24 protein-coding genes and 4 tRNA genes are annotated in these 21,275 nt (G+C 67.1%); 17 read left to right on the top strand and 11 right to left on the bottom strand.

Going from position 1 to position 21,275, the window contains the following annotated elements:
• Positions 1–85: 85 nt before the first annotated feature.
• Genes G6N67_RS39625 through lmeA form a run of 3 tightly spaced genes read right to left on the bottom strand, consistent with a single transcriptional unit; the run spans position 86 to position 1,442 of the window.
• Positions 86–157 (bottom strand): putative leader peptide, encoded by a 72-nt coding sequence (locus G6N67_RS39625; protein ID WP_369010607.1) that lies wholly within the window; start codon positions 155–157, stop codon positions 86–88.
• Between the two features lie 50 nt (positions 158–207).
• Complete coding sequence (locus G6N67_RS06270; RefSeq protein ID WP_036433560.1) at positions 208–630, bottom strand: thioredoxin family protein; 423 nt, start codon at positions 628–630, stop codon at positions 208–210.
• Positions 627–1,442, bottom strand: coding sequence for a mannan chain length control protein LmeA (gene lmeA, locus G6N67_RS06265; RefSeq protein WP_036433561.1), 816 nt, complete (start codon positions 1,440–1,442; stop codon positions 627–629). Before lmeA ends, G6N67_RS06270 begins: the two co-directional genes overlap by 4 nt.
• Before the next feature lie 161 nt (positions 1,443–1,603).
• Between lmeA and G6N67_RS06260 the strand changes: the two genes are divergently transcribed.
• The 6 genes from G6N67_RS06260 to pstB all read left to right on the top strand — a co-directional run bounded on the left by G6N67_RS06260 (position 1,604) and on the right by pstB (position 7,311).
• Positions 1,604–2,368, top strand: a complete 765-nt coding sequence (locus tag G6N67_RS06260) for a winged helix-turn-helix transcriptional regulator (RefSeq protein WP_036435737.1) — start codon at positions 1,604–1,606, stop codon at positions 2,366–2,368.
• Positions 2,365–3,264, top strand: coding sequence for a mycothiol synthase (gene mshD / locus G6N67_RS06255; protein ID WP_036433562.1), 900 nt, complete (start codon positions 2,365–2,367; stop codon positions 3,262–3,264). Before G6N67_RS06260 ends, mshD begins: the two co-directional genes overlap by 4 nt.
• 112 nt (positions 3,265–3,376) lie before the next feature.
• The gene (gene pstS, locus G6N67_RS06250) at positions 3,377–4,504 is read left to right on the top strand and encodes a phosphate ABC transporter substrate-binding protein PstS (protein ID WP_036433563.1); all 1,128 of its coding nucleotides are present in this window, start codon (positions 3,377–3,379) and stop codon (positions 4,502–4,504) included.
• A 49-nt stretch (positions 4,505–4,553) separates the two neighbouring features.
• Positions 4,554–5,609 carry a phosphate ABC transporter permease subunit PstC gene (gene pstC, locus G6N67_RS06245; protein ID WP_036433564.1) on the top strand — a complete coding sequence of 352 codons (1,056 nt, stop codon included), beginning with the start codon at positions 4,554–4,556 and terminating at the stop codon, positions 5,607–5,609.
• The gene (gene pstA / locus G6N67_RS06240) at positions 5,609–6,526 is read left to right on the top strand and encodes a phosphate ABC transporter permease PstA (protein ID WP_036433565.1); all 918 of its coding nucleotides are present in this window, start codon (positions 5,609–5,611) and stop codon (positions 6,524–6,526) included. The genes pstC and pstA overlap by 1 nt, the downstream gene beginning before the upstream one ends.
• Positions 6,527–6,534: 8 nt before the next feature.
• Entirely contained in the window at positions 6,535–7,311 is a 777-nt protein-coding gene (gene pstB, locus G6N67_RS06235) for a phosphate ABC transporter ATP-binding protein PstB (protein ID WP_036433566.1), read from the top strand.
• A 119-nt stretch (positions 7,312–7,430) separates the two neighbouring features.
• Here the strand turns inward: pstB and G6N67_RS06230 are convergent, their stop codons facing one another.
• A complete protein-coding gene (locus G6N67_RS06230) occupies positions 7,431–8,405 on the bottom strand; it encodes a quinone oxidoreductase family protein (RefSeq protein WP_036433567.1) in 975 nt (324 codons plus the stop codon).
• Positions 8,406–8,486: 81 nt separating this feature from the next.
• Between G6N67_RS06230 and G6N67_RS06225 the strand changes: the two genes are divergently transcribed.
• Positions 8,487–9,020 (top strand): MarR family winged helix-turn-helix transcriptional regulator, encoded by a 534-nt coding sequence (locus G6N67_RS06225; protein WP_036433568.1) that lies wholly within the window; start codon positions 8,487–8,489, stop codon positions 9,018–9,020.
• Here G6N67_RS06225 and phoU read toward each other — a convergent pair.
• From phoU to G6N67_RS06205, 4 genes are all read right to left on the bottom strand, one after another.
• On the bottom strand, positions 9,004–9,672 hold the full coding sequence (gene phoU / locus G6N67_RS06220) for a phosphate signaling complex protein PhoU (protein ID WP_036433569.1): 669 nt from the start codon (positions 9,670–9,672) through the stop codon (positions 9,004–9,006). The two genes, G6N67_RS06225 and phoU, sit on opposite strands and share 17 nt — an antisense overlap.
• Positions 9,673–9,749: 77 nt before the next feature.
• Entirely contained in the window at positions 9,750–12,080 is a 2,331-nt protein-coding gene (locus G6N67_RS06215) for an LCP family protein (protein ID WP_036433570.1), read from the bottom strand.
• 238 nt (positions 12,081–12,318) lie between these two features.
• Positions 12,319–13,452: a tRNA dihydrouridine synthase DusB gene (gene dusB, locus G6N67_RS06210; protein ID WP_073914003.1), complete on the bottom strand. Its 1,134-nt coding sequence runs from the start codon at positions 13,450–13,452 to the stop codon at positions 12,319–12,321.
• Positions 13,453–13,481: 29 nt separating this feature from the next.
• Complete coding sequence (locus tag G6N67_RS06205; protein WP_036433572.1) at positions 13,482–14,486, bottom strand: acyl-ACP desaturase; 1,005 nt, start codon at positions 14,484–14,486, stop codon at positions 13,482–13,484.
• A 261-nt stretch (positions 14,487–14,747) separates the two neighbouring features.
• Between G6N67_RS06205 and G6N67_RS06200 the strand changes: the two genes are divergently transcribed.
• Together G6N67_RS06200 and G6N67_RS06195 are read left to right on the top strand one after the other, a co-directional pair.
• Positions 14,748–15,110, top strand: a complete 363-nt coding sequence (locus G6N67_RS06200; protein ID WP_165572169.1) for a hypothetical protein — start codon at positions 14,748–14,750, stop codon at positions 15,108–15,110.
• A 164-nt stretch (positions 15,111–15,274) separates the two neighbouring features.
• Complete coding sequence (locus tag G6N67_RS06195) at positions 15,275–15,700, top strand: hypothetical protein (RefSeq protein WP_036433574.1); 426 nt, start codon at positions 15,275–15,277, stop codon at positions 15,698–15,700.
• A 3-nt stretch (positions 15,701–15,703) separates the two neighbouring features.
• Here G6N67_RS06195 and G6N67_RS06190 read toward each other — a convergent pair whose 3' ends face one another.
• Entirely contained in the window at positions 15,704–16,288 is a 585-nt protein-coding gene (locus G6N67_RS06190; RefSeq protein WP_036433575.1) for a TetR/AcrR family transcriptional regulator, read from the bottom strand.
• A gap of 80 nt (positions 16,289–16,368) precedes the next feature.
• Between G6N67_RS06190 and G6N67_RS06185 the strand changes: the two genes are divergently transcribed.
• On the top strand, positions 16,369–17,379 hold the full coding sequence (locus tag G6N67_RS06185) for an oxygenase MpaB family protein (RefSeq protein WP_036433576.1): 1,011 nt from the start codon (positions 16,369–16,371) through the stop codon (positions 17,377–17,379).
• Positions 17,380–17,389: 10 nt separating this feature from the next.
• On the opposite strand, the gene G6N67_RS06180 is transcribed toward G6N67_RS06185, so the two are convergent.
• Complete coding sequence (locus G6N67_RS06180; RefSeq protein WP_036433577.1) at positions 17,390–17,755, bottom strand: DUF732 domain-containing protein; 366 nt, start codon at positions 17,753–17,755, stop codon at positions 17,390–17,392.
• 145 nt (positions 17,756–17,900) lie between these two features.
• Between G6N67_RS06180 and G6N67_RS06175 the strand changes: the two genes are divergently transcribed.
• A complete protein-coding gene (locus G6N67_RS06175; RefSeq protein ID WP_036433578.1) occupies positions 17,901–18,266 on the top strand; it encodes a group I truncated hemoglobin in 366 nt (121 codons plus the stop codon).
• Positions 18,267–18,285: 19 nt separating this feature from the next.
• On the opposite strand, the gene G6N67_RS06170 is transcribed toward G6N67_RS06175, so the two are convergent.
• A tRNA-Lys gene (locus G6N67_RS06170) sits at positions 18,286–18,361 on the bottom strand.
• Positions 18,362–18,516: 155 nt separating this feature from the next.
• On the opposite strand from G6N67_RS06170, the gene G6N67_RS06165 reads away from it, so the two are divergent.
• The 6 genes from G6N67_RS06165 to G6N67_RS06140 all read left to right on the top strand — a co-directional run bounded on the left by G6N67_RS06165 (position 18,517) and on the right by G6N67_RS06140 (position 21,260).
• Positions 18,517–18,589 (top strand) — tRNA-Glu (locus G6N67_RS06165).
• A gap of 36 nt (positions 18,590–18,625) precedes the next feature.
• Positions 18,626–18,702: transfer RNA gene (locus tag G6N67_RS06160), tRNA-Asp, on the top strand.
• 41 nt (positions 18,703–18,743) lie between these two features.
• A tRNA-Phe gene (locus tag G6N67_RS06155) sits at positions 18,744–18,817 on the top strand.
• A gap of 100 nt (positions 18,818–18,917) precedes the next feature.
• The gene (locus tag G6N67_RS06150; protein ID WP_230021840.1) at positions 18,918–19,580 is read left to right on the top strand and encodes a recombinase family protein; all 663 of its coding nucleotides are present in this window, start codon (positions 18,918–18,920) and stop codon (positions 19,578–19,580) included.
• Between the two features lie 60 nt (positions 19,581–19,640).
• Positions 19,641–19,802, top strand: coding sequence for a hypothetical protein (locus G6N67_RS06145; protein WP_163642130.1), 162 nt, complete (start codon positions 19,641–19,643; stop codon positions 19,800–19,802).
• Positions 19,803–20,177: 375 nt separating this feature from the next.
• On the top strand, positions 20,178–21,260 hold the full coding sequence (locus tag G6N67_RS06140) for a hypothetical protein (RefSeq protein ID WP_051578784.1): 1,083 nt from the start codon (positions 20,178–20,180) through the stop codon (positions 21,258–21,260).
• Positions 21,261–21,275: the final 15 nt, after the last annotated feature.

Here is a 21,275-nt window from a genome sequence, read left to right as displayed (position 1 = left end):
AAGAAACTCCTGTTGTTGGATAGGCCGGTTGTGGGCAGGCCGGAGCTCGAGCTCCGAGCGGGCGCGTCAGAACGCGCAGCTGCGCTCAACAGCAACAACAACAACAACAGCAGCCCGCGGTGCGGCACAGATCGACTGCGCGGCGCTTGGTGAGCACAAGCTCAAGGCGGGCGGACACGTGCGACAGCTTACCCAATGACCAGCTTGTCAAGCCAACAGCGGTTCGAGTGCCGTGCGCAGGTCAGCGGCCTTGGGCACTCCGCTGGCACGGTAGCGCTGGCGTCCGTCGGCGTCGAAGATGAACGTCGTCGGCAGCGACAGCACCGAAAGTCGGCGGGCCGCCTCCGGATTGGCGTCCATGTCGATCTCGACATGGGCCACCGCGGGCAGCTCGGCACATACCTGGTCCACGACCCGGCGCACCCCGGCGCACGGTCCGCACCAGACCGCGCTGAAATGCACGATGGTGGGCCCCGTGCGGGACAACTCCAGATCCTCGGTGTCGACCTCGACGGGTTCGGCGGCCGCCTTGAGCCGTCCCGTGCGAAGAGTGATCACCTTGCCGATCACGTAAGCCGTGCCCAGTGCGGCGATGATCACCGCGATCACCGCGAACATCGATGAGCTCATGACTGTCTGAACCCGTTCAGGTCAACGGTTACTCCCTGCGCGATGCCCTCGATGATGATGTCGGAGCCGCGCGCGCCCTGGCTGGTGGGCGCGATGCCGAAGGGCAGCTTCTGGCCGGTGATCGTGGTGCTGAACTCTTTGAGCACCGCGGCCAGCTTGTCGTCGGGCACGGGCTGGTCGGCGGTGTTCGGGCCCGTGAGGATGCCGGTGGCGGTCAGCACCAGGGTGGTCTGGTCGGGTCCGGTCAGGGACAGATCGACCGAGACGCTGACCCGCTTGTCCAGGCCCGAGGCCTTCGGGGTGCCGGTGAACACCAGACCCTGGCTGCCGGAGATACCAGATTCGGTGGTGCCCCCGGTCGAGTCGTTGGTCTCCCGCGACGGCGCCTCGACCAGCAGGTCGTCGATGTGCATGAACCGGCCGACATGCGTGGAGTCGATGATGATGCGGCTCTCGAGCTTGCCGACGCGCATGGGCGCGTCGGGGCGGATCAACCATGAGGTGTGCGTCAGGTCGATGTCGTGCAGCGTCGCCTCCAGCGAGGCCTTGCCGACCACGGCATGATCGACCGCACCGGCCCGGATCTCGATCTCCTTGTAGTGATGGCTCCTGGCCTGCGTGATGAACGGGAAGCCCAGGATGGCCACCGACGGATCCCAGCTGAGCTGGGCCGCGTTGCGGACGTTGCGCGACAGCCGGTACTCGGCGTAGATGGCCGCCCCGAAATCGGTCCCGACGGCGCCGACGACGAGCGCTAGAACGGTCGCGACGATTCCGATCAGCAGTTTCCGCACCGGCACATTGTTGCCCACCGGGCGCCGGCAATCCGCTCCGTGCGGCTAATCAGCAGGTGAGGCGCTATCGTTAGGAGGCGAATAGCCGGTAACGGCTAGATGTCAGTCATGAAACTTGGCCGCCCGGACATCGACGTCCAGCGGTGTGCCAGGTGATTCCCGGCGCGCCGGAGGACCAGTTGGACCTACTGCTACTGACCGTCGATCCACACCCTGAGTCGGTCCTGCCTTCCTTATCGCTTTTGGCCCACGTCGTGCGCACCGCGCCGACGGAGGTGTCGTCGCTGCTGGAGGCTGGTAACTCGGACGTGGCGATCGTCGATGCGCGGACCGATCTGGCCGCCGCCCGCGGCCTGTGCCGGTTGCTCGGCACCACGGGTACCTCGGTGCCGGTCGTCGCTGTGATCAACGAAGGCGGCCTGGTCGCCGTCAACCACGAGTGGGGTCTCGACGAGATTTTGCTGCCCAGCACCGGGCCTGCCGAGATCGACGCGCGGCTGCGCCTGCTGGTCGGCCGCCGCGGCGGCACCGCAAACCAGGAGAACGTCGGCAAGATCACGCTCGGTGAATTGGTGATCGACGAAGGCACCTACACGGCCCGGCTGCGCGGGCGGCCGCTCGACCTCACCTATAAGGAGTTCGAGCTGCTGAAGTATCTGGCTCAGCATGCGGGCCGCGTGTTCACCAGGGCTCAGTTGCTGCAGGAGGTGTGGGGGTACGACTTCTTCGGCGGCACCCGCACCGTCGACGTGCATGTGCGGCGCCTGCGCGCAAAGCTCGGAACCGAGTACGAGTCACTGATCGGCACCGTGCGCAACGTCGGATACAAGGCGGTGCGCCCGACGCGGGGGCGGCCGCCGGCCGCCGACGCACACGAGGACGACTACGACCCCGAACTCGGTGACGTCGACGAACCTCTGGCCGATCGGCTGACCAGTCAGTGACCCAGATCGATTGGCGCACAGGCTTGTCCGACGCCGACCAGCGGCAGGTTCGCGACCTCATCGCGGCGGCCACGGACCATGACGGCATCGCTCCGGTCGGTGATCAGGTGCTGCGTGAGCTCGGCCGCGACCGCACGCGTCATCTACTGGCCGCCGATGGCGCGAACCTGGTCGGCTACCTGAACCTGGCCCCTGCCGACGGCGACGACCCGGCGATGGCGGAACTCGCGGTCCACCCGCAGGCCAGGCGCCGCGGCATCGGCACACAACTGCTGACCACCGGCCTGGCGCAGGGGGGTGCTACGGCGAGGGTGTGGGCCCACGGCAATCTCGAGCCCGCGCGGGCCTTGGCCGCGTCGGCGAACCTGGTGCCGGTACGGGAGCTGCTGCAGATGCGCCGGTCCGCCATCGGGCTGCCCGAGCTCAGCGACGTCGCCGGGGTGACCATCCGAACCTATGGCGGGCCCGCCGACGACGCCGAACTGCTCCGTGTCAACAATGCGGCGTTCTCGTGGCACCCTGAGCAGGGCGGCTGGACCGAGCACGACATCGCCGAACGACGCGGCGAGCCGTGGTTCGACCCCGACGGCTTGTTTCTCGCGTTCGACGACGACACCGGCCGGCTGCTCGGATTCCACTGGACCAAGGTGCACAATCCCGATCTCGGCGAGGTCTACGTCGTCGGCGTCGACCCGGCCGCACAGGGCCGCGGGCTCGGCTCGGTGCTGACGTTGGTCGGGTTGGACCATCTCGCGCAACGGCTTTCAGCAAGTTCACAGCCTGTGGTGATGCTTTACGTCGAGGCAGATAACTCTGCGGCGGTGAACACCTACCGAAAATTGGGTTTCGAGGTGGCTGTCGCGGATGTGGCGTACGCCGCCGCGCAGCCCGACTAGCTGTGAAATCGCCAAACCTGTTCACTGTCCGTTCACTTTCCATCCGCGAGCCGTCCACTGCGGCCGCATACGTTGCCGGGGAGTCTGCAGCCGTCAACGGAAAGTGGGATCAGTGAAGCTCAACAGCATTGGCAAGACCGTCGGGACCGCGCTGTCGGCAACCGCGATCGCGGCCCTCACGCTGACCGCGTGCGGCAGCGACAACAACGCCGGTACCGCTTCCAGCTCGGCCGCTTCGGGCAGCGCCGCGGCGTCGGCGGAGTGCGGTGGCAAGAGTGCGGTCACCGCAGAGGGCTCGACCGCGCAGCAGAACGCCATCGCGGAGTTCAACAAGGCGTGGGGCCAGGCCTGCTCGGGCAAGAACCTGTCGTACAACCCCACGGGCTCGGGTGCCGGCCGTGAGCAGTTCATCGCCAAGCAGGTCGACTTCGCCGGCTCCGACTCGGCCCTGAAGGGCGACCAGGTCAAGGCCGCGGCCGACCGCTGCGGTGGCAACCCGGCATGGAACCTGCCGCTGGTGTTTGGTCCCGTCGCGATGGCCTACAACCTCGAGGGCGTTGACAAGCTCGTCGTCAACGGCGAGGTGCTGGCGAAGATCTTCCAGGGCCAGATCACCAAGTGGAACGACCCGGCGATCGCCGCGCTCAACGCAGGCACCACCCTGCCGGACGTCGACATCAAGCCGATCTACCGCTCGGATTCGTCGGGCACCACCGACAACTTCCAGAAGTACCTGGCCGCGGCTGCCCCGCAGGCGTGGACCAAGGGTGACGGCAGCGAGTTCAACGGCGGCGCGGGCGAGGGTGCCCAGAAGTCGTCGGGCGTCGTGCAGGCCGTGCAGGCCACGCCGGGCGCCATCGGCTACGTGGAGAAGGGCTTCGCCGAGCAGGCCAAGCTTCCGTTCGCGCAGATCGACAGCGGTGCCGGTGCGGTCGAGCTGACCGACGAGTCGGCCGCGAAGGCCATCGACGCCGCCAAGTTCGCCGCCGAGGGCAACGACCTCGCGCTGGACCTGAAGTCGCTGTACGGCACCAAGGAGGCCGGTGCCTACCCGCTGGTGCTCGCGACCTACGAGATCGTGTGCTCCAAGGGCTACGACGCCGACACCGCCGCCGCCGTGAAGTCGTTCCTGACGGTGGCCGCCAACCAGGGACAGGCAAACCTGTCCGCTGCCGGCTACGTGCCGCTGCCGGACACCTTCAAAGAGCGTCTGGTCACGTCGATCAACGCAATCAGCTAGCCAGCTAGCCAGACAGTACGAATCTGGATGAGGATGGAATTCGGACCAAATGACCGACAGGGGCCCGGACGGGACAACAGTGACGACACCGAATCCATCTGAGTCGGGGTCGGGCGAAGTTCTCGCTTCGCCCTTCCCCGCACCAGAGCCGATATCAACGAATCCCTCCAGGGGAGCCAAGGTCCGCGCCGCGGACCGCATCTTCAAGGGACTCGCCGAGGGCGCGGGCATCCTGATCATCGCGCTGATCGCGGCGATCGGGGTGTTCCTGCTCTGGCGGGCCATCCCGGCGCTGGCCCGCAACGAGGAGAACTTCTTCCTCTACGGCGGCAACTGGATCACCACCGATACGTCGGCGATGCACTTCGGCATCCTCGACCTGCTGCAGGTCACCGTGTTCGTGTCGGTGTTCGCGCTGGTGCTGGCCATGCCGGTGGCGCTGGGCATCGCGATCTTTTTGACCCAGTACGCACCGCGACGCCTTTCGGGCCCGCTGGCGTACATGGTCGACCTGCTCGCCGCGGTGCCGTCGATCGTCTACGGCGTGTGGGGCCTGTACGTGCTGGCCCCGGTGCTCAAACCGCTCGCGGTGTGGCTCAACACCAACATGTCGTGGCTGTTCCTGTTCAAGACCGGCAACGCGTCGGTGGCAGGCGGCGGCACCATCTTCACCGCGGGCATCGTGCTCGCGGTGATGATCCTGCCGATCATCACCGCGGTTACCCGTGAGGTGTTCATCCAGACTCCGCGCGGCCAGATCGAGGCCGCCCTGGCGCTGGGCGCGACCCGCTGGGAAGTCGTGCGGACCACGGTCCTGCCGTTCGGGCTCTCGGGCTACATCAGCGGCGCCATGCTGGGCCTCGGCCGTGCCCTCGGTGAGACCATCGCGCTGCTGATCATCCTGCGGGGCACCCAAACCGCGTTCAGCTGGACGCTGTTCGACGGTGGCTACACGTTCGCGAGCAAGATCGCCGCCACCGCAAGCGAATTCAACGACCAGTACAAGGCGGGTGCCTACATCGCCGCCGGCCTGGTGCTGTTCATCCTCACGTTCGTGGTGAACTCGCTGGCCCGCGCCGCGGTTGCCGGGAAGGGACGTTCATGATGACCACGGCAGCGCTCGACCAACCGGTCAAGGCGCCCACGTTCCAGGGTGTGAGCCTGCGCCGCAAGCTGACCAACAACCTCGCGACCGGCCTGGTGACACTGTCGGTGCTGATCGCGCTGGTACCCCTGCTGTGGGTGCTGTACTCGGTGATCACCAAGGGTTTCGCGGCGATCACGTCGCCCGTGTGGTTCACCAACTCGCAGGCGGGCATGACGGCGTTCTCGCCGGGCGGCGGGGTCTACCACGCGATCGTCGGTACTGTCCTGCAGGGCCTGGTGTGCTCGCTGATCTCGATCCCGATCGGCGTGATGGTCGCGGTGTACCTCGTCGAATACGGCGGCGGCACCCGGCTGGGCCGGCTCACGACATTCATGGTCGACATCCTCACCGGTGTGCCCTCGATCGTGGCCGCGCTGTTCATCTACGCGCTGTGGGTTGCCACGCTGGGCTTCCAGCGCTCAGGCTTCGCGGTGTCACTGTCCTTGGTGCTCTTGATGATCCCTGTCATCGTGCGCGCCACCGAGGAGATGCTGCGCATCGTGCCGATGGATCTGCGTGAGGCCAGCTATGCGCTCGGCGTGCCGAAGTGGAAGACCATCCTGCGCATCGTGATCCCGACGGCGCTGTCGGGCATCGTCACGGGCGTGATGCTGGCGCTGGCCCGCGTGATGGGTGAGACCGCGCCGCTGCTGATCCTCGTGGGCTACGCCCAGGCGATGAACTTCGACATGTTCGGCGGGTTCATGGGGTCGCTGCCCGGCATGATGTACGACCAGATCTCGGCGGGCGCGGGCGCGAACCCGGTGCCCACCGACCGGCTGTGGGGTGCGGCGCTCACGCTCATCCTGCTCATCGCGCTGCTCAATGTCGGCGCGCGGCTGGTCGCCCGATTCTTCGCCCCCAAGAAGGTATAGGAGCTCCCATGGCCAAGCGGCTGGATCTCAAAGACGTCAACATCTACTACGGCTCGTTCCACGCGGTGGCCGACGTCGCGCTGTCGGTGCAGCCGCGCAGCGTGACGGCGTTCATCGGCCCGTCCGGATGCGGCAAGTCGACCGTACTGCGCACGCTCAACCGCATGCACGAGGTCATCCCCGGTGCGCGGGTCGAGGGTTCGGTGCTGCTCGACGGTGAGGACATCTACGGCGCCGGGGTCGACCCCGTGGGCGTGCGCAAGACCATCGGCATGGTGTTCCAGCGGCCGAACCCGTTCCCCACCATGTCGATTCGGGACAATGTGGTGGCGGGCCTGAAGCTGCAGGGCGTGCGCAACAAGAAGACCCTCGACGAGGTGGCGGAGCGCTCGCTGCAGGGCGCCAACCTGTGGAACGAGGTCAAGGACCGGCTGGACAAGCCCGGTGGCGGGCTCTCGGGTGGTCAGCAGCAACGGTTGTGCATCGCCCGCGCCATCGCCGTGCAGCCCGACGTGCTGCTGATGGACGAGCCGTGCTCCGCGCTCGACCCGATCTCGACGCTGGCGATCGAGGATCTCATCGCGACGCTCAAGCTCGATTACACCATCGTCATCGTCACGCACAACATGCAGCAGGCCGCGCGCGTGAGCGATCAGACCGCGTTCTTCAATCTCGAAGCCACCGGCAAGCCCGGCCGGCTGATCGAGATCGACGACACCGAGAAGATCTTCTCCAACCCCAGCAAGAAGGCGACCGAGGACTACATCTCGGGCCGTTTCGGCTGAGTTCACTCTCCGGCTTTTTGGCCGCGAGATTTCTCCCGCGAGCAGACGCCGCGGTACCCCTGGAAGCGCTTTCCCGGGTACCGCGGCGTCTGCTCGGCATGGGAACTAGGGCGTGGGAACTAGGGGGTCAACACCACGCGGGTGCCGGAGGGTTCGGCGGCGGTCCACGCGTCGGCGACCTCGGCCAGTGGCCGCGCCACCGTGCGGAGTTCGAGCTCACCGGCCGCCACCAGTGCGAACAGGCGCGCCAAGCCCTCGGTGCGGGCCTGCACGAGCGCGTCGGGCGGGATGCTGCCGATGCCCACGCCGCACAGCGTGATACCGGTACCGCGCAGCACGCCCGCGTCCAGTGGCAGCGTCGGGCCTGCCATCGAACCGATCTGCACGAACCGGGTGGCGTGATAGTGCGCGGCGGAGTGGCTCGCCGCCAGCGCGGTCAGCGTCGTCGCGGCGGGCTCACCCCACAGATAGTCGAGCACCGCGTCGAACGGGCGCTCGGCATGCAATGCGGTGACACGCTCACCCAATTCCTCTGTGCCCAGGGCGATCACGTCGTCGGCACCCGCCGAGCGCAGCCAGTCGAGCCGTCCGCGGTCGCGGCCCGCGACCACCACGCGGCCCGCACCGAACTCGGTCTTGGCGAGCTGGGCGGCCATCGAGCCGGTGACCCCGGTGGCGCCCAGGATCAACACGTGCGCGCCAGGTGTGACGGCCGCGGCGTGCGACAGGGCCAGCCACGCCGAGACGCCGGGATTGGGGATCGCGGCGGCGGTGACCGAATCGAGGCCGGCGGGCACCTCGACCGCGCCGGCCGGATCGACCAGCGTGCGCTGCGCCATGGTGCCCTGTGAGCCCAACGCTCCGGTGTACACCCGACGGCCGTCGGCGAGGCGCGCCACACCGTCCACGCCGGGGATGGCGGGCAGCTGAATTTCCTTGCTGGCGTAGTGCTTTCCTGATACCAGGCCGCGCGTGAGATTGGTCAGGGCGGCGGCCTCGACATCGGCCACCTCGGCGCCGTCGCGCGGCTGTGGTTCGGGGAATTCGGCGTAGGCGGGGACGGCGCCCCACTCGTTGACGACCGCGGCCAACATGGCGGCTCCTTTGGTTTCGGTGGATATCGTTTCTGTGGAAACAATGTACGACGCCGCCGCGGGGATGGCAATATGGTTTCCATGAAAACCAAGCTCGAGCTGATCGACGCCATCACCGAGCTCATCGGTGTGGTCGGAGACAGGTTCGACGGTGACGACGACGGTGACGCCGAACGCGACTTCATCGCAGGCAGGCTGCCGGCCCGGCTGGAGGCCACGGCGAGGGAACTGCCGACGCTGTCGATGCACCTGCTGGCGGCCATCGCCGACGGTCCGGTGAGCGTGGTCGGGCTGGCCGCCAGGTCCGGGCAGCTCAAGGGCACCGTGTCCAAGCACGTGCACCGCCTGGTCGAGGCAAACCTGGTCTCCCGCAACCCGATTCCCGGAAACCGCAAAGAGGTCGAGCTCGTGCTCACGCCCGACGGCAAACGTGTCGCCGACGTACACCGGCAGCTGCACGACGAGATGAACGGCGGCTTCCGGGATTTCCTGAGGCGCTACAGCAGCGCCGAATTACAGGTACTGGTAAAGGTCTTGGGTGACCTCGCGGCCGCCAGCAAGGACGGCATCCGGTTGGTGGCGGCCGATCAGGCCCCGATCACTGCTGGGCCGTGACGGTTTCGCCGTCGGGGTACCGGCCGGTCACCTGGAAGATGACCCGGCGGGCCACCTCGACGGCGTGGTCGGCGAACCGCTCGTAGAACCGGCTCAGCAGCGTCACGTCGACCGCCGAGGTGACGCCGTACTTCCACTCGCGGTCCATGAGCACCGTGAAGAGGTGACGGTGCAGATCGTCCATCGCATCGTCCTCTTCTTGGATCCTGGCGGCCTTCTCGGGATCCCGAGTGACCAGAACCTCACGCGCAGCGTGGCCCAATTCGACTGCGACCCGGCCCATTTCGGCGAAATAGCCGTTGACTTCCTCGGGCAGCGCGTGCTGCGGGTGCCGACGACGGGCGATCTTGGCGACATGCAGGGCCAACGCGCCCATCCGGTCCACGTCGGCCACGATCTGGATCGAGCCGACCACCGAACGCAGATCCCCGGCCACCGGGGCCTGCAAGGCCAGCAGCACGAACGCGGATTCCTCGGCCTTGGAGCTCAACGCCGTCATCTGGTCATGGTCGGTGATGACCTGCTCGGCCAGCACCAGGTCGGCCTGCAGCAGGGCCTGGGTGGCACGCTCCATCGCGGTACCCGCCAACTCGCACATCGCGCCGAGTTGATCCGTCAGGGAATCCAATTGTTCGTGGTACTGGGTACGCATGTACCAAGATTAGGCATGCACCGACCGATAGTCACGATGCCAGTGGTGAACGGACGGTGAATGCCGTTCGGCGTGCCTTATTCGCAGGTCGTGTCGGCCGCGTTGGTGACGGCCAGGTCGTCCGGCAGATGCGTCGGCTGGGTGCTGGAGCCGTGCACCACGTGTACCTGCACGGGTGATCCGCTCGGCGTCGGCGCGTTGACCGCGTTGAAATCGGAACCGAGCACCACCTGCACGGTGTCGCCCATGCCGTTCACCCGCTCGATGGTCGGGTTGGCGAACGACGACGCCACGGTCGCGGCGGCCTCCTCGTTGCCGGGGGAGAAGAACACCGTGGTGGCGGGCAATTGGCCGGGATAGTCGTCGGGCGTGGAGACCTGGAAGCCGTGCTGCTGCAGCTCGGTGGCCGCGGTCGCGGCCAGGCCGCTCTGGCCGGTCGAGTTCGACACCTGGACCGTGATGTGCTGCGGGTCGGTCGTGACGGCGTTGACCAGCTCGGCGGCTCCGGGTTCCGCGGGTGCGGGGGTCTCGGTGACAGTCGATGGACTCTCCGACTGCGCGGCCTGATCGTGCGGCGAGGCCGCCGTCGACTCGGGCGTTCCGGGAACCGGGGTGTTGTCGGCATTCTTCTCGCCCGGCAGCGGATCGTCGTTGATGATCGCGTCGAACAGCGCCTTCATGTCATCGGTGCGCGGCGTCTCGTTGCCGTACTCGTCGGCGTACCCCACTGTCGGCACCGTCACGAACGTGATCCGGCCCGCGTTCACGCCCTGCACGGACTGGCCGAGATCCACCAGATCCTTGGTCTTGATGTTGTCGACGAAGCTGTCCTGGATGAACATGTTGACGACGTTGTTGAGCTTGTTCAGCGAGAAGAACGTGTCCTTGGAGATCAGCGATCTCAACAGAGAGGACAGGAACAGCTGCTGGCGTTTGATGCGGCCATAGTCGCCGTTGAACTCCGTCGTGACCTGGCGGGCCCGCACATAGTTCAGCGCGGTGTGCCCGTCGACCATCTGCCTGCCGGCGTTCGGCAGCACGGTGCCCAGCTCGTAGTCCTCCAGCGGCGTCGTCGAACACACCTCGACCCCGCCGAGCGCGTCGACCATCTTGGCGAAGCCGGCGAAGTCGACCGCCATGAAGCGGTTGATGTACAGGCCCGACATCTTCTGGATGACCTTCACCAGGCATTTCGGGCCACCGAACGCGAACGCGGAGTTCAGCTTGCTCTCGGTGTAGACCGTGTCGGGGCCGTAGGTGCCGGTCTCCTCGTCGTACAGCGGGCCGTACTGCGCGGTCTCAGGGTTCCACGGTTCGCACTCGATCGGATTGATCGCGAGGTCGCGCGGAAACGACACCGCGACGACGCGTTCCCGGTTGGCCGGGATGTTCACCAGCATGATGGTGTCCGACCGGGCGCCGCCGGCGTCCTCGGTGCCGCCCGCGCCCATGCCCGCGTTCTCGCCGAAGCGGCTGTCCACGCCGACGATCAGGAAGTTCTCGTCGCCGAACTGGGCGTTGGCGTCGACGATGTCACGTGAGTTGGGATCGAGCGCGGAGACCTTGTTGAGCAGGTTGTTCTTCGACGACTGCCATTGCCACGCGCTGCCGGTCAGCACGAGCGTCAGCACCGCGATCAAAGCCGCGGCGACGCGGCCGGCGAGCATGGCCCTGCTGTGGCGCGGCACGACCAGCGGGGTGATCTCGGTCGGCGGATCGGCGGGCGCGCGGCGGGCCGCACGAGCGGGCGGCACGCGGCCGGCCCGCCACACGGCGTGTGCCGGGCGCGCGTGGTCCAAGTCGGCGTCGTCGTCGATGCCCGAAACGGCCGGGATGACCTCGGTGGCTTGCGCGTCCTCGTCGGGCTCCGATACTGCGGGGATGACCTCGGTCGGTTCGGGGACGGGCGCGGCGACGAACTCGTACTCGTACTCCGGCTCGGCCGGTTCGGGTTCGGTCTCGGCCACGTACTCGGGTTCGAACTCCGGTTCCGACTCCGGCTCGGTGACGTACTCCGGCTCGGCGGCGTACTCCGAATAGTCCGGCGCGAATGCCTGCTCGGGTGTGAACGGGTATTCGTAGGCGGGCTCGGGGTCCTGCTCCGGTTCGGGTTCAGGTTCGGCGCGCCGGCGGCGGGGCCGCAGGGCGGGCTCGGCGCCGTCACCCGACATCTTGGCGATCAGGTCGGCGACGGTGACACCGTCGGTGTGGTTTCCCGACGGCTGCTCGGGCGTGGCTGTGGGCTGCTCGGGATACCCGTAATCGAGGTTATCGAGATGATCTAGACGTTCCCACGGCGCGGCTCCTGGCAATGGTTGCGGCGATCGGGTAAGCCATTGGTTGTCCGACTCGTCCTCGGGGGCTCGGTGGCGTCGGCGACCAGGAGTGGCGTTGTCACCGTCACTCATGTCCAACCGGCCTCCGACTCTGTGGGGTGCGCGTCGGCGCGCATCTGTCTACGTCTGACGTTGTTGTCATGGTTGTCTAGCAGCGTTCGGGGTGTCTGCGCCACTCGGGAGCCCGCTGCGACAAGATCCTCATCGTACTGACGAACCCTGCGCGACAACCAGTCAGACGAGGTGACGGGGTTATCTCAAAGTTGTCTCGGCCCGTTGACCGCGTCCGTCAACACCATTGCGTTTTCAATCACCCGCCGGAGTGCATGACATCGGCTCCCGCGGGCACCGCGCAATCGTCGGGATCGTCGAGCCAGCCTTCGGGCAGCGACACCGACGCGGCAGACCCCTGCCTGCCCCTCGGGCCACCTGCCGCGGGCGGGAACGGCGCGTCACGATCCACCTGATCGAGCAACTCGTCGAGTTCTCGCAAAGTTTTGACCAACGCCAGGGCACGGCGCAGGTCGGCGCCCGCGGGGAAGCCGTGCAGGTACCAGGCCACGTGCTTGCGGATGTCGCGCATGCCCTTGTCCTCACCGAAGTGCGCGCTGAGCAGCTCGCCGTGGCGGCGGACGATGTCGGCGACCTCGCCGAGCGTCGGCGGTGTGGGGATTTCTCGTCCGGTGAACGCCGCGGACAGCTCGGCGAACAGCCACGGCCTGCCCAGGCAGCCCCGGCCGATCACGACGCCGTCGCACCCGGTGGCAGCCATCATGGCCAGCGCGTCGTCGGCTTCGAAGATGTCGCCGTTGCCCAGCACCGGGACGCTCGTGACGTGCGCCTTGAGCGCCGCGATCTGGTTCCAGTCGGCCGTGCCGGAGTAACGCTGCGACGCTGTGCGGGCGTGCAGCGCGACAGCGGCTGCGCCCTCTTCGGCGGCGATGCGGCCCGCGTCGAGATGCGTGTGGTGAGCGTCGTCGATGCCGACCCGGAACTTGACAGTCACCGGGATGTCCGTGCCCGCGACGCCGCGCACGGCGGCCGCGACGATCTGGCCGAACAGCCGGCGCTTGTACGGCAGGGCCGCACCGCCGCCGCGCTTGGTGACCTTGGGCACCGGGCAGCCGAAGTTCATGTCGATGTGGTCGGCCAACCCCTCGTCGGCGATCATCTTGGCCGCACGGAACGTGGTCTCCGGGTCGACGGTGTAGAGCTGCAGCGAGCGCGGCGATTCGTCGGGGGCGAACGTCGTCATGTGCATGGTCACCGGATGGCGCTCGACCAGGGCGCGCGCGGTGACCATCTCACACACATACAGACCGCTCACGGTTCCGGCCCTGGCGATCTCGAGTTCGCGGCACAGCGTGCGGAACGCGACGTTGGTCACCCCGGCCATCGGGGCGAGCACGACGGGACTGGGCAACGCGAACGGCCCGATCCGCAGCTGGGATCGGGCCGACGCTTCCGGCGGGTTTACGGCGACGACGATGACGACACCAACAGGTTCTTCATGGCCTTCTTCTCGGCCACCTTGCGCTCGCGCTCCAGGCGGCGTTCCTTGGCCACCTCGAACTTCTCGCAGGCGTCCTCGAGCTCCTTGACCAGGCGGCCGAGGTCGTCGCGCAGCCGCGCGCCCTCGCCGGTGAAGTCCTCACGCTCGAAGATGCGCCACTTCTTCAGCACCGGCATCACGACGTCGTCGAGGTGGATCCGCGGGTCGTACACACCGCCGACGGCGATGATGACGGCCTTGCGGCGGAACTCGGGCACGGTGAACCCGGGCATCTTGAAGTTGTCGAGCACCCGGTGCAGCGACGCCATCGCCTGGTTGGGGGCGATGTCCAGGCCCGCGGCAGAGACGTCGCGGTAGAAGATCATGTGCAGGTTCTCGTCACCGGAGATGCGCTGCAAGAGCTGATCGGCGATGGGCTCGTCGCACGCCTTGCCGGTGTTGCGGTGCGACACGCGCGTCGCGAGCTCCTGGAACGTCACGTAGATGACGGAGTCGAACAGGCTCTCGGCGAACAGGTCGCCCTGCTGGTTCTGGCCGGGGGAGAAGCCGCGGGTGACCTGCTCGACGCGCAGCTCTTCCAGCTGAACCGGGTCGGCCGCGCGGGTGACGACGAGGTAGTCCCGCAGCGCGATGCCGTGCCGGTTCTCCTCGGCGGTCCAGCGGTTGACCCAGTGTCCCCAGGCGCCGTCCATACCCATGTTCATCGCGATCTCGCGGTGATACGAGGGCAGGTTGTCCTCGGTGAGCAGGTTCTGCACCATGGCGGTCTGGGCGACCTCGGAGAGCTTCGACTGCCCGGGCTCCCAGTCCTGACCGCCCAGCGCGTAGTAGTTCTTGCCGTCGGACCACGGGATGTAGTCGTGAGGATTCCAGTCCTTGCGCATCCGCATGTGCCGGTTGATCGCCGTCTCGACGACGGGTTCAAGCTCGTGCAGGAGCTGGAGGTCGGTGTATTCCTTCGACATCAGTCCGTGGCCTCCCAGTTATCTGTACCTGTTGGTTGCAGTCAATATATCTGTGTATCCCGGTGACATCAAGTTGTGTCGGGCGCATGTCGCACGTACTCGGTACCGGAAACCGCTGTGACCGCTACGATTCCCTGACGCGTGCGACCCAGCTCACGCGCAGTTCTCACCACCCACTGCATTCCCCTCAGACTCGGAGGTCATTCACAAGTGAAGAAGCTCGTCGTTTTCGGGGGGACAGTCGTCGCTGCCGGTGCCGCGATGTCGGCGGCTCTGGTGGGAGCGGGTGTCGCCGTCGCGGCTCCCGACGTCGTCGGTCAGACCTACTCCGATGCCGCGACGGCCATCGAAGACGACGGCGGTACGCCCAAGATCGCTGTGACGGTCGGCAGCAAGCTGTCCCAGAGCGACTGCATCGTCACCAACGCCTGGAACGCACCGACCTTCGAGCACACCGGTGGCGTCGTGATGGTGTCCCTGAACTGCGACGGCGACCACGCCACGGCCACCACCCCTGGCGCGTCGGTGGCCAGCCCCGCCGGGCGCGAGGCCAAGGCGGCCGCTGACGAGGCGCAGGCAGCTCAGGAGCAAGAGCTCGCTGAGGTCAGCACCCCCGACGAGTAACCGAACGGTTCGGTGCTGTTCATGTTGAAGCTGCCTGGAATCCGCGGTTAGATAAACCCACTCCGTCAGTGTCCTGGGGAGTTCCTGGAGAGTCCCTGGCCACTGGACTACGGACTGCGGCTGCGTGCCGTGGGCGATCAACTGAACTACGCGCGGAGGTCGACGTGAAGAAACTGATGGTGACGAGCGTCGGTGCCGGTGCTTTCACGGTGTTGGCACTGCTCGGGGCCGGTACCGCGGCCGCTGCACCGGATGTGGTGGGCCAGACGTATTCCGACGCCTCGACGGCGATCGAAGACGACGGCGGCACTCCCAAGGTCGCTGTGACGGTGGGTAGCAAGCTGCCGCAGGACGAGTGCGTGGTCACCAACGCGTGGGACGCGCCGTTCGTGCGCGACGCCGGCGACGAGTACACCCACGCCGACAGTGAGGTCATGCTGTCGCTGAACTGCGACGGCGGCTATGCAACGGCGACGCACCCGGGTGCGTCGATGGCCAGCCCGGCCGGGCGCGAGGCCAAGGCCGCGGCCGACGAAGCCGCCGCTGCCGAGGAAGAAGAGCTCGCCGAGGCCAGCACGCCCGACGAGTAGCTCTCAGAAGCTGGGCACGCGGCCCAGAAGCAGATCCACGCAGTAGTCGATGAACTGTTCGCGGCTGGCCGGCAACCGATCGTTGAGGTAGGCGGTGAACAGCGCCGTCAGTGCGCCGATCAGGCTCGTGGCCACCATGGCCTGTCGCACCGGGTCGGCGATGCGGGTCAGCTTGTGCTGCAACAGGTCGATGAAACTCGGCATCCATTCCGCGCCTGAGCGGGTGAGCACCGGCTCGGACTCCGGGGCCAGGAGCAGCACGCGTCCGCGCGTCGGGTCGTCGACCATCAGCGCCACGAACCGCTCCACCGCCTCCCTCGGGGTCTGTGCGGTCGACAGCGCCGCCATGGCCTTGGTGCAGACGTCGTCGTAAACCGCGCGGACGAACTCGTCGCGGTCGGCGAAGCTCTCGTAGAAGTATCGTTCGGTGAGCTCGGCGTCTCGGCAAACCGCGCGCACGGTCAGAGCCGGGCCCTCGGCGCTGCCGAGCAATTTCACGCCGGCGGCGATGAGTTCATCGCGGCGTAAGGCCGAACGTTCCCCCAGGGGGACGCCTGACCATCGGCGCGAGCGTTGACCGGACGGCACGTGTGCTCCTAAGCTCTTCGTGACAACATCTGTAGTCAAAATCGAGTGGACATTTTCGTCCTGCGGCAGAAAGTGCACCTGTGACTCAAGATACTTCTGAGACATGCCCGGTGACCAGCGGTTCCGCTGCGTTGGCGACTGGGTGCCCGGTCGGCCCCGGCGGGTACGACGCGCCGCCCACGCCGCTCGGCCCCGACTCGCTGACGTGGAAGTACTTCGGTGACTGGCGCGGCATGCTGCAGGGGCCGTGGGCCGGCTCCATGCAGAACATGCACCCGCAACTCGGTGCGGCCGTCGAAGAGCACTCGATCTTCTTCCAGGAGCGCTGGCCGCGGCTGCTGCGCTCGCTGTACCCGATCGGCGGTGTCGTGTTCGACACCGACCGCGCCCCGCAGACCGGCGCCGAGGTACGCGACTATCACGTCAACATCAAAGGTGTCGATTCCCAGGGGCGCCGCTATCACGCGCTGAACCCCGACGTCTTCTACTGGGCGCATTCGACGTTCTTCGTCGGCACGATCATCGTGGCCGACCGGCTGGCCGGCGGCATCACCGAGGCCGAGAAGCGCCAGCTGTTCGAAGAACACAAGCAGTGGTACTCGATGTACGGCATGAGCATGCGGCCGGTGCCGGAGACCTGGGAGGACTTCCAGATCTACTGGGACCACATGTGCCGCAACGTGTTGGAGAACAACAAGGCCGCGCGTGACGTGCTCGACCTGTCCGAGTTGCCCAAGCCGCCGTTCGCGTCGAAGATGCCGGACTGGCTGTGGGCGCTGCAGCGCCGCTACATCGTGCACCCGCTGTTCGTGTGGTTCACGGTCGGCCTGTATGACCCCGCGGTGCGGGAACTGATGGGCTACACGTGGTCCGAGCGCGACGAGCGGCGGCACCGCCTGCTCGGCAAGGTGATCGGTCACATCTTCAAGCTGGTGCCGGTGCGACGCCGCATGCACCCGCGGGCCCGCGCCGGGTGGGACCGCGCCACGGGCCGCATTCCCGCCGACACTCCGCTGGTGCACACGCCCGCGCGCAATCTGCCGCCGATCGGGCACCGCGACAACGGAATGCACTACTGCCCGAAGGTTTGAGAACGCCCGCTCAGCGGCCCACGAGCGAGCGGTACTGCGGGCAATAGACGTCGACCGCACCCCAGATCAGATTGACGGCCACGCCCTTCTCCAGGCCGTTGGAGGTCAGCTGGCTCAGGATGCTGCGCACCGTGCGGGCCGGCTCGATCTTGCCCGCTGCGACCTTGTCGCAGATCCCGTGGCCGGCCTGGATGGCTTCCTCGGGGGAGTTCATGGGGACGTTGAGCTGCTTGACGATCTCGAGGAACCTGTCGTCCTCGGTGCTGGCATGTGCCGGCGCGATTCCGAACGCCATGGCCGCGGACAGCGCGCACGCGCTGAGCGCTGTGGCGATGACCCGAGCGGGCAGGTGCCGCGGAGAACGCAGGGACAGCATCGTCGCTCCTTCGATTCAATTGCCGAGCCTGTCGATAAACGATACGGCCAGCCGGCCGCCGTCGTGCGGCGACCGTGAGATGGCTTTTGCGGGTCGGCTACGCGGCGGTAATTGCGCGGCAACGGCGTTCGCCGAACCTGGTCGCATGTCGAGCATCTATGACCAGATCGGTGGGGCCGAGTCGTTGGAGGCGGTGGTCGACGATTTCTATGACCGTGTGCTGGCCGACGAACGCCTGGCGGGCTTCTTCACCGGAACCAACATGGCCCGGCTCAAGGGCAAGCAGGTGGAGTTCTTCGCGGCCGCCCTTGGCGGACCGATCCCGTACACCGGCGCACCGATGCGTCAGGTCCATCAGGGCCGCGGCATCACCATGGGGCATTTCGACTTGGTGGCCGGGCATCTCGCCGACAGCCTGGCGGCGGTGGGCGTCCCGGAAGCCATCGTGGACCAGATCCTCGGTGCGATCGCACCGCTGGCGAACGAGATTGCGACTGCGCGCAGCGCATGACCTGCGCTGATGGCTGAAGTGGTGCCCCCACCAGGGCTCGAACCTGGGACCTGCGGATTAAAAGTCCGTAGCTCTACCAACTGAGCTATAGGGGCGCGGAGAAACAGGATACTTGGTGTGCGAAGCGGTGTCTCCAGCCGCCCGGAACAGGCCTGCGACCATTGGGTTTGAGGATTTGGGCATTCGTACCCTAAGCTATCGAAGCTCCCAACGGACAACGTCGCGAGTACCCCGGAGAGATTCGGATTAGGCCCCCATCGTCTAGTGGCCTAGGACGCCGCCCTTTCACGGCGGTAGCACGGGTTCGAATCCCGTTGGGGGTACGCAACGCGGAAACGCGGAGCACGCAGGAAAAGCAAGGCCCTGTGGCGCAGTTGGTTAGCGCGCCGCCCTGTCACGGCGGAGGTCGCGGGTTCAAGTCCCGTCAGGGTCGCCATCACGGCGAGGCACTTCGGTTTGCAAGAGCCGACGCCTTCCGGCCAGGTAGCTCAGTTGGTACGAGCGTCCGCCTGAAAAGCGGAAGGTCGCCGGTTCGATCCCGGCCCTGGCCACTGAGAGAACCCACTGGCGACGGTGGGTTTTTCTGTGTCTAAGAAGCGGACGAAGAAGTAGTCCCACCGCCCTGTCACTCGCCGCGCGTAACCTCCCGCCGTGGTTATCACCCGGCACGCCGTCCGCATCCGGATCACGCTGGCCGGAACCACGGTGTGGAAGGTGGCGTACACCGTGACTGAACGCGGTCGGGAGTCGAACTTCATCACGCACCACGCCGCCGAGGCCGCGGCCCGGCAACTGGGTGCAGAACCTCTTGGCGGATCGGCGGCCGGGCATTGTCTGTGGAGGCCGTCTACAGCGAAGAGTTTGGCGGACAGCCTCGAGCACGCGCGCCCGGGTGACGTCATCGTGGTCGCCGCAGCGGATCGTCTCGGCCGCGACGTGCCGGAGATGAGCAACACGATCCGGGAGCTCCGGGAGAAGGCGATCACCGTCCGCGCACTCCGCGAAGTCCTCGACAGCAGCACGCCGGTCGGCGAGGCGATGCTGAACCTCCTCATCGCCGTGGGCGGGATCGAGCTTGCCTACGGCAAGGAGCGCCGCGCAGCGAGCCGGGCCGCCCGCAAAGCCCGTGGCCAGTCCATCGGCCGGCCCAAGGCACTGAGCGAATCGAAGGCAGCGCAGCTCGTGCGACTGGTTCGCGCCGGGGAGCCGGTCGCGATGGCCGCCGAGGCATTCGGGATCAGCCGCGCTTCGGCGTACCGGATCGTGAAGGACGCTGCCCTCGACGGTCCCGAGACAGAGGAGAAGGTGGCATGACCGCCCACGACCCCTGCCGCCGAAGCGCTCCGTGCACGGTTCCGCCGAGAGGAAGCGGCCGTGCACGCCGCGGGTTACCTCACCATCGCCGACGCGATGGAGCTGCTCGGCGTCGCCCGCTTCACGGTTACCCGGATGATCGGTGACGGGAGGCTGCGGGTCGAGCGGGTCGATGACCGCGTCGTCACCCGGCGCGGGTGGATCGCCGCCGTGCAAAAGTAAGGACGCCGCGGCGTGGCGTCGGGAGAACGGATACCTGTCCGTGGCCGAAGCAGCCGCCGAGCTCGGCATCACGCGTCAAGCACTGAACGTCAGGATCCAGAGGGGGCAGCAGGTCACGGTGCGGGCCGGCGCTGATACCCCGACTCCGGGCGCGTGGCTAATCCGTGCCGAAGACGTGGACAGCGCCGGGCGGCGTAACCCGAACCGGCACAGCAGTTACGAACACGTGACGCACCGACACGCGGCGCCGATACCGTCTGGTGTACTTCTGCGGTAGCGGTCGGGGGACCGCGGTGAGGGGGAACCGTGGCGAAGGGATCGCCGATCCTTCGGGCGTGGAACGATGCCTTCAAACCTTCGTGCCGCAGCCGTGGGATGCGGTTCGTCACTGCGACCGGGTTTGTCCTCGACAAGGTTTACCTGACCGAGCTCTTCTATCCCCAGGTGTTTCACCCGGACAAGGATCCGGACCGGCTGCGGATCACCTGGACCGTCGACATCAAGCCGCTCGCCGTCGACGAGATCCTGTGGGCCGCTTTCATGCCCGATGAGGTGATGGGTCCGCAGAAGCGGATCAACCGCCGCGTGAACGGGGCCTTCAAGGTCCAGCCGTTGCGGATCGGCAGCGGCCACCGCGACGTCCCTGCGACCGACGACCCGGACTGGGATCCGGTACTCGATGAGTTCGACCGCATCCGTGCCGAGTTCATCACCATGCACCCGACGGCCAACGACTACGCAGCGGTGGTGGAGCAACACCCCGACGGCATCGCCCCGAACCGGGCCTTGACCCGCACCGTCACCGCGCTGATCGCCGCCGGCCGCAACGCTGACGCAGCCCGGATGGCCGACGACGCGGTTGCACGCGGTGAGCGTGGCGGGATGTCCTCGACGGTGGACGTGCTCAAATACCTGGCCGCCTACGCAAAGGGCCCCGAGGCCTACGCGGCGTTCACCGCGAGCCTGACCCCGACGCACGACTACCAGGTGCTGTGCGAGACCCAGCGCACCATCTCGAGTGATCTGATCCGCGAGCACCACCCAGGCATCATCGGCCACCACCTGCGCAGCATGAACGGTTCCGACCCGTGGGCCATCGTGCTCAGTGCCCGCCCTCCTACCGGAGTGCCGGCGGACTTCTCGACGTCGCTGTACCTGCAGGCCGCCGGCACCGCCGACGCCATACAGATCGAGTTCTGCCGTCCTGGCGGCGCCGACATCGGCGCGGTGTCGGTGCGTTCGGTCGTCGGCCACCCGCACACCGGACCCGCGGAGCTCGACGTCGACATCGTGCTGCCGCGCAGCGTCCAGACGATCAGCCGTCACGAGGTGTTCACCGCGGAGGAAGCCGCCGAGATGTTCGAGCGGTTCTACCGGACCGACACCATCGGCGACGGCTACGTGCTGCGGCCGGTCGAGGGGTACACCGCCGACGGCGGCTACATCGACCTGCGGTAAACCCCGTGACCGGCC

The sequence above is a fragment of the Mycolicibacterium mageritense genome, assembly GCF_010727475.1.
Lineage (GTDB): Bacteria > Actinomycetota > Actinomycetes > Mycobacteriales > Mycobacteriaceae > Mycobacterium > Mycobacterium mageritense.
This window is presented reverse-complemented; position numbering and strand designations above follow the sequence as displayed.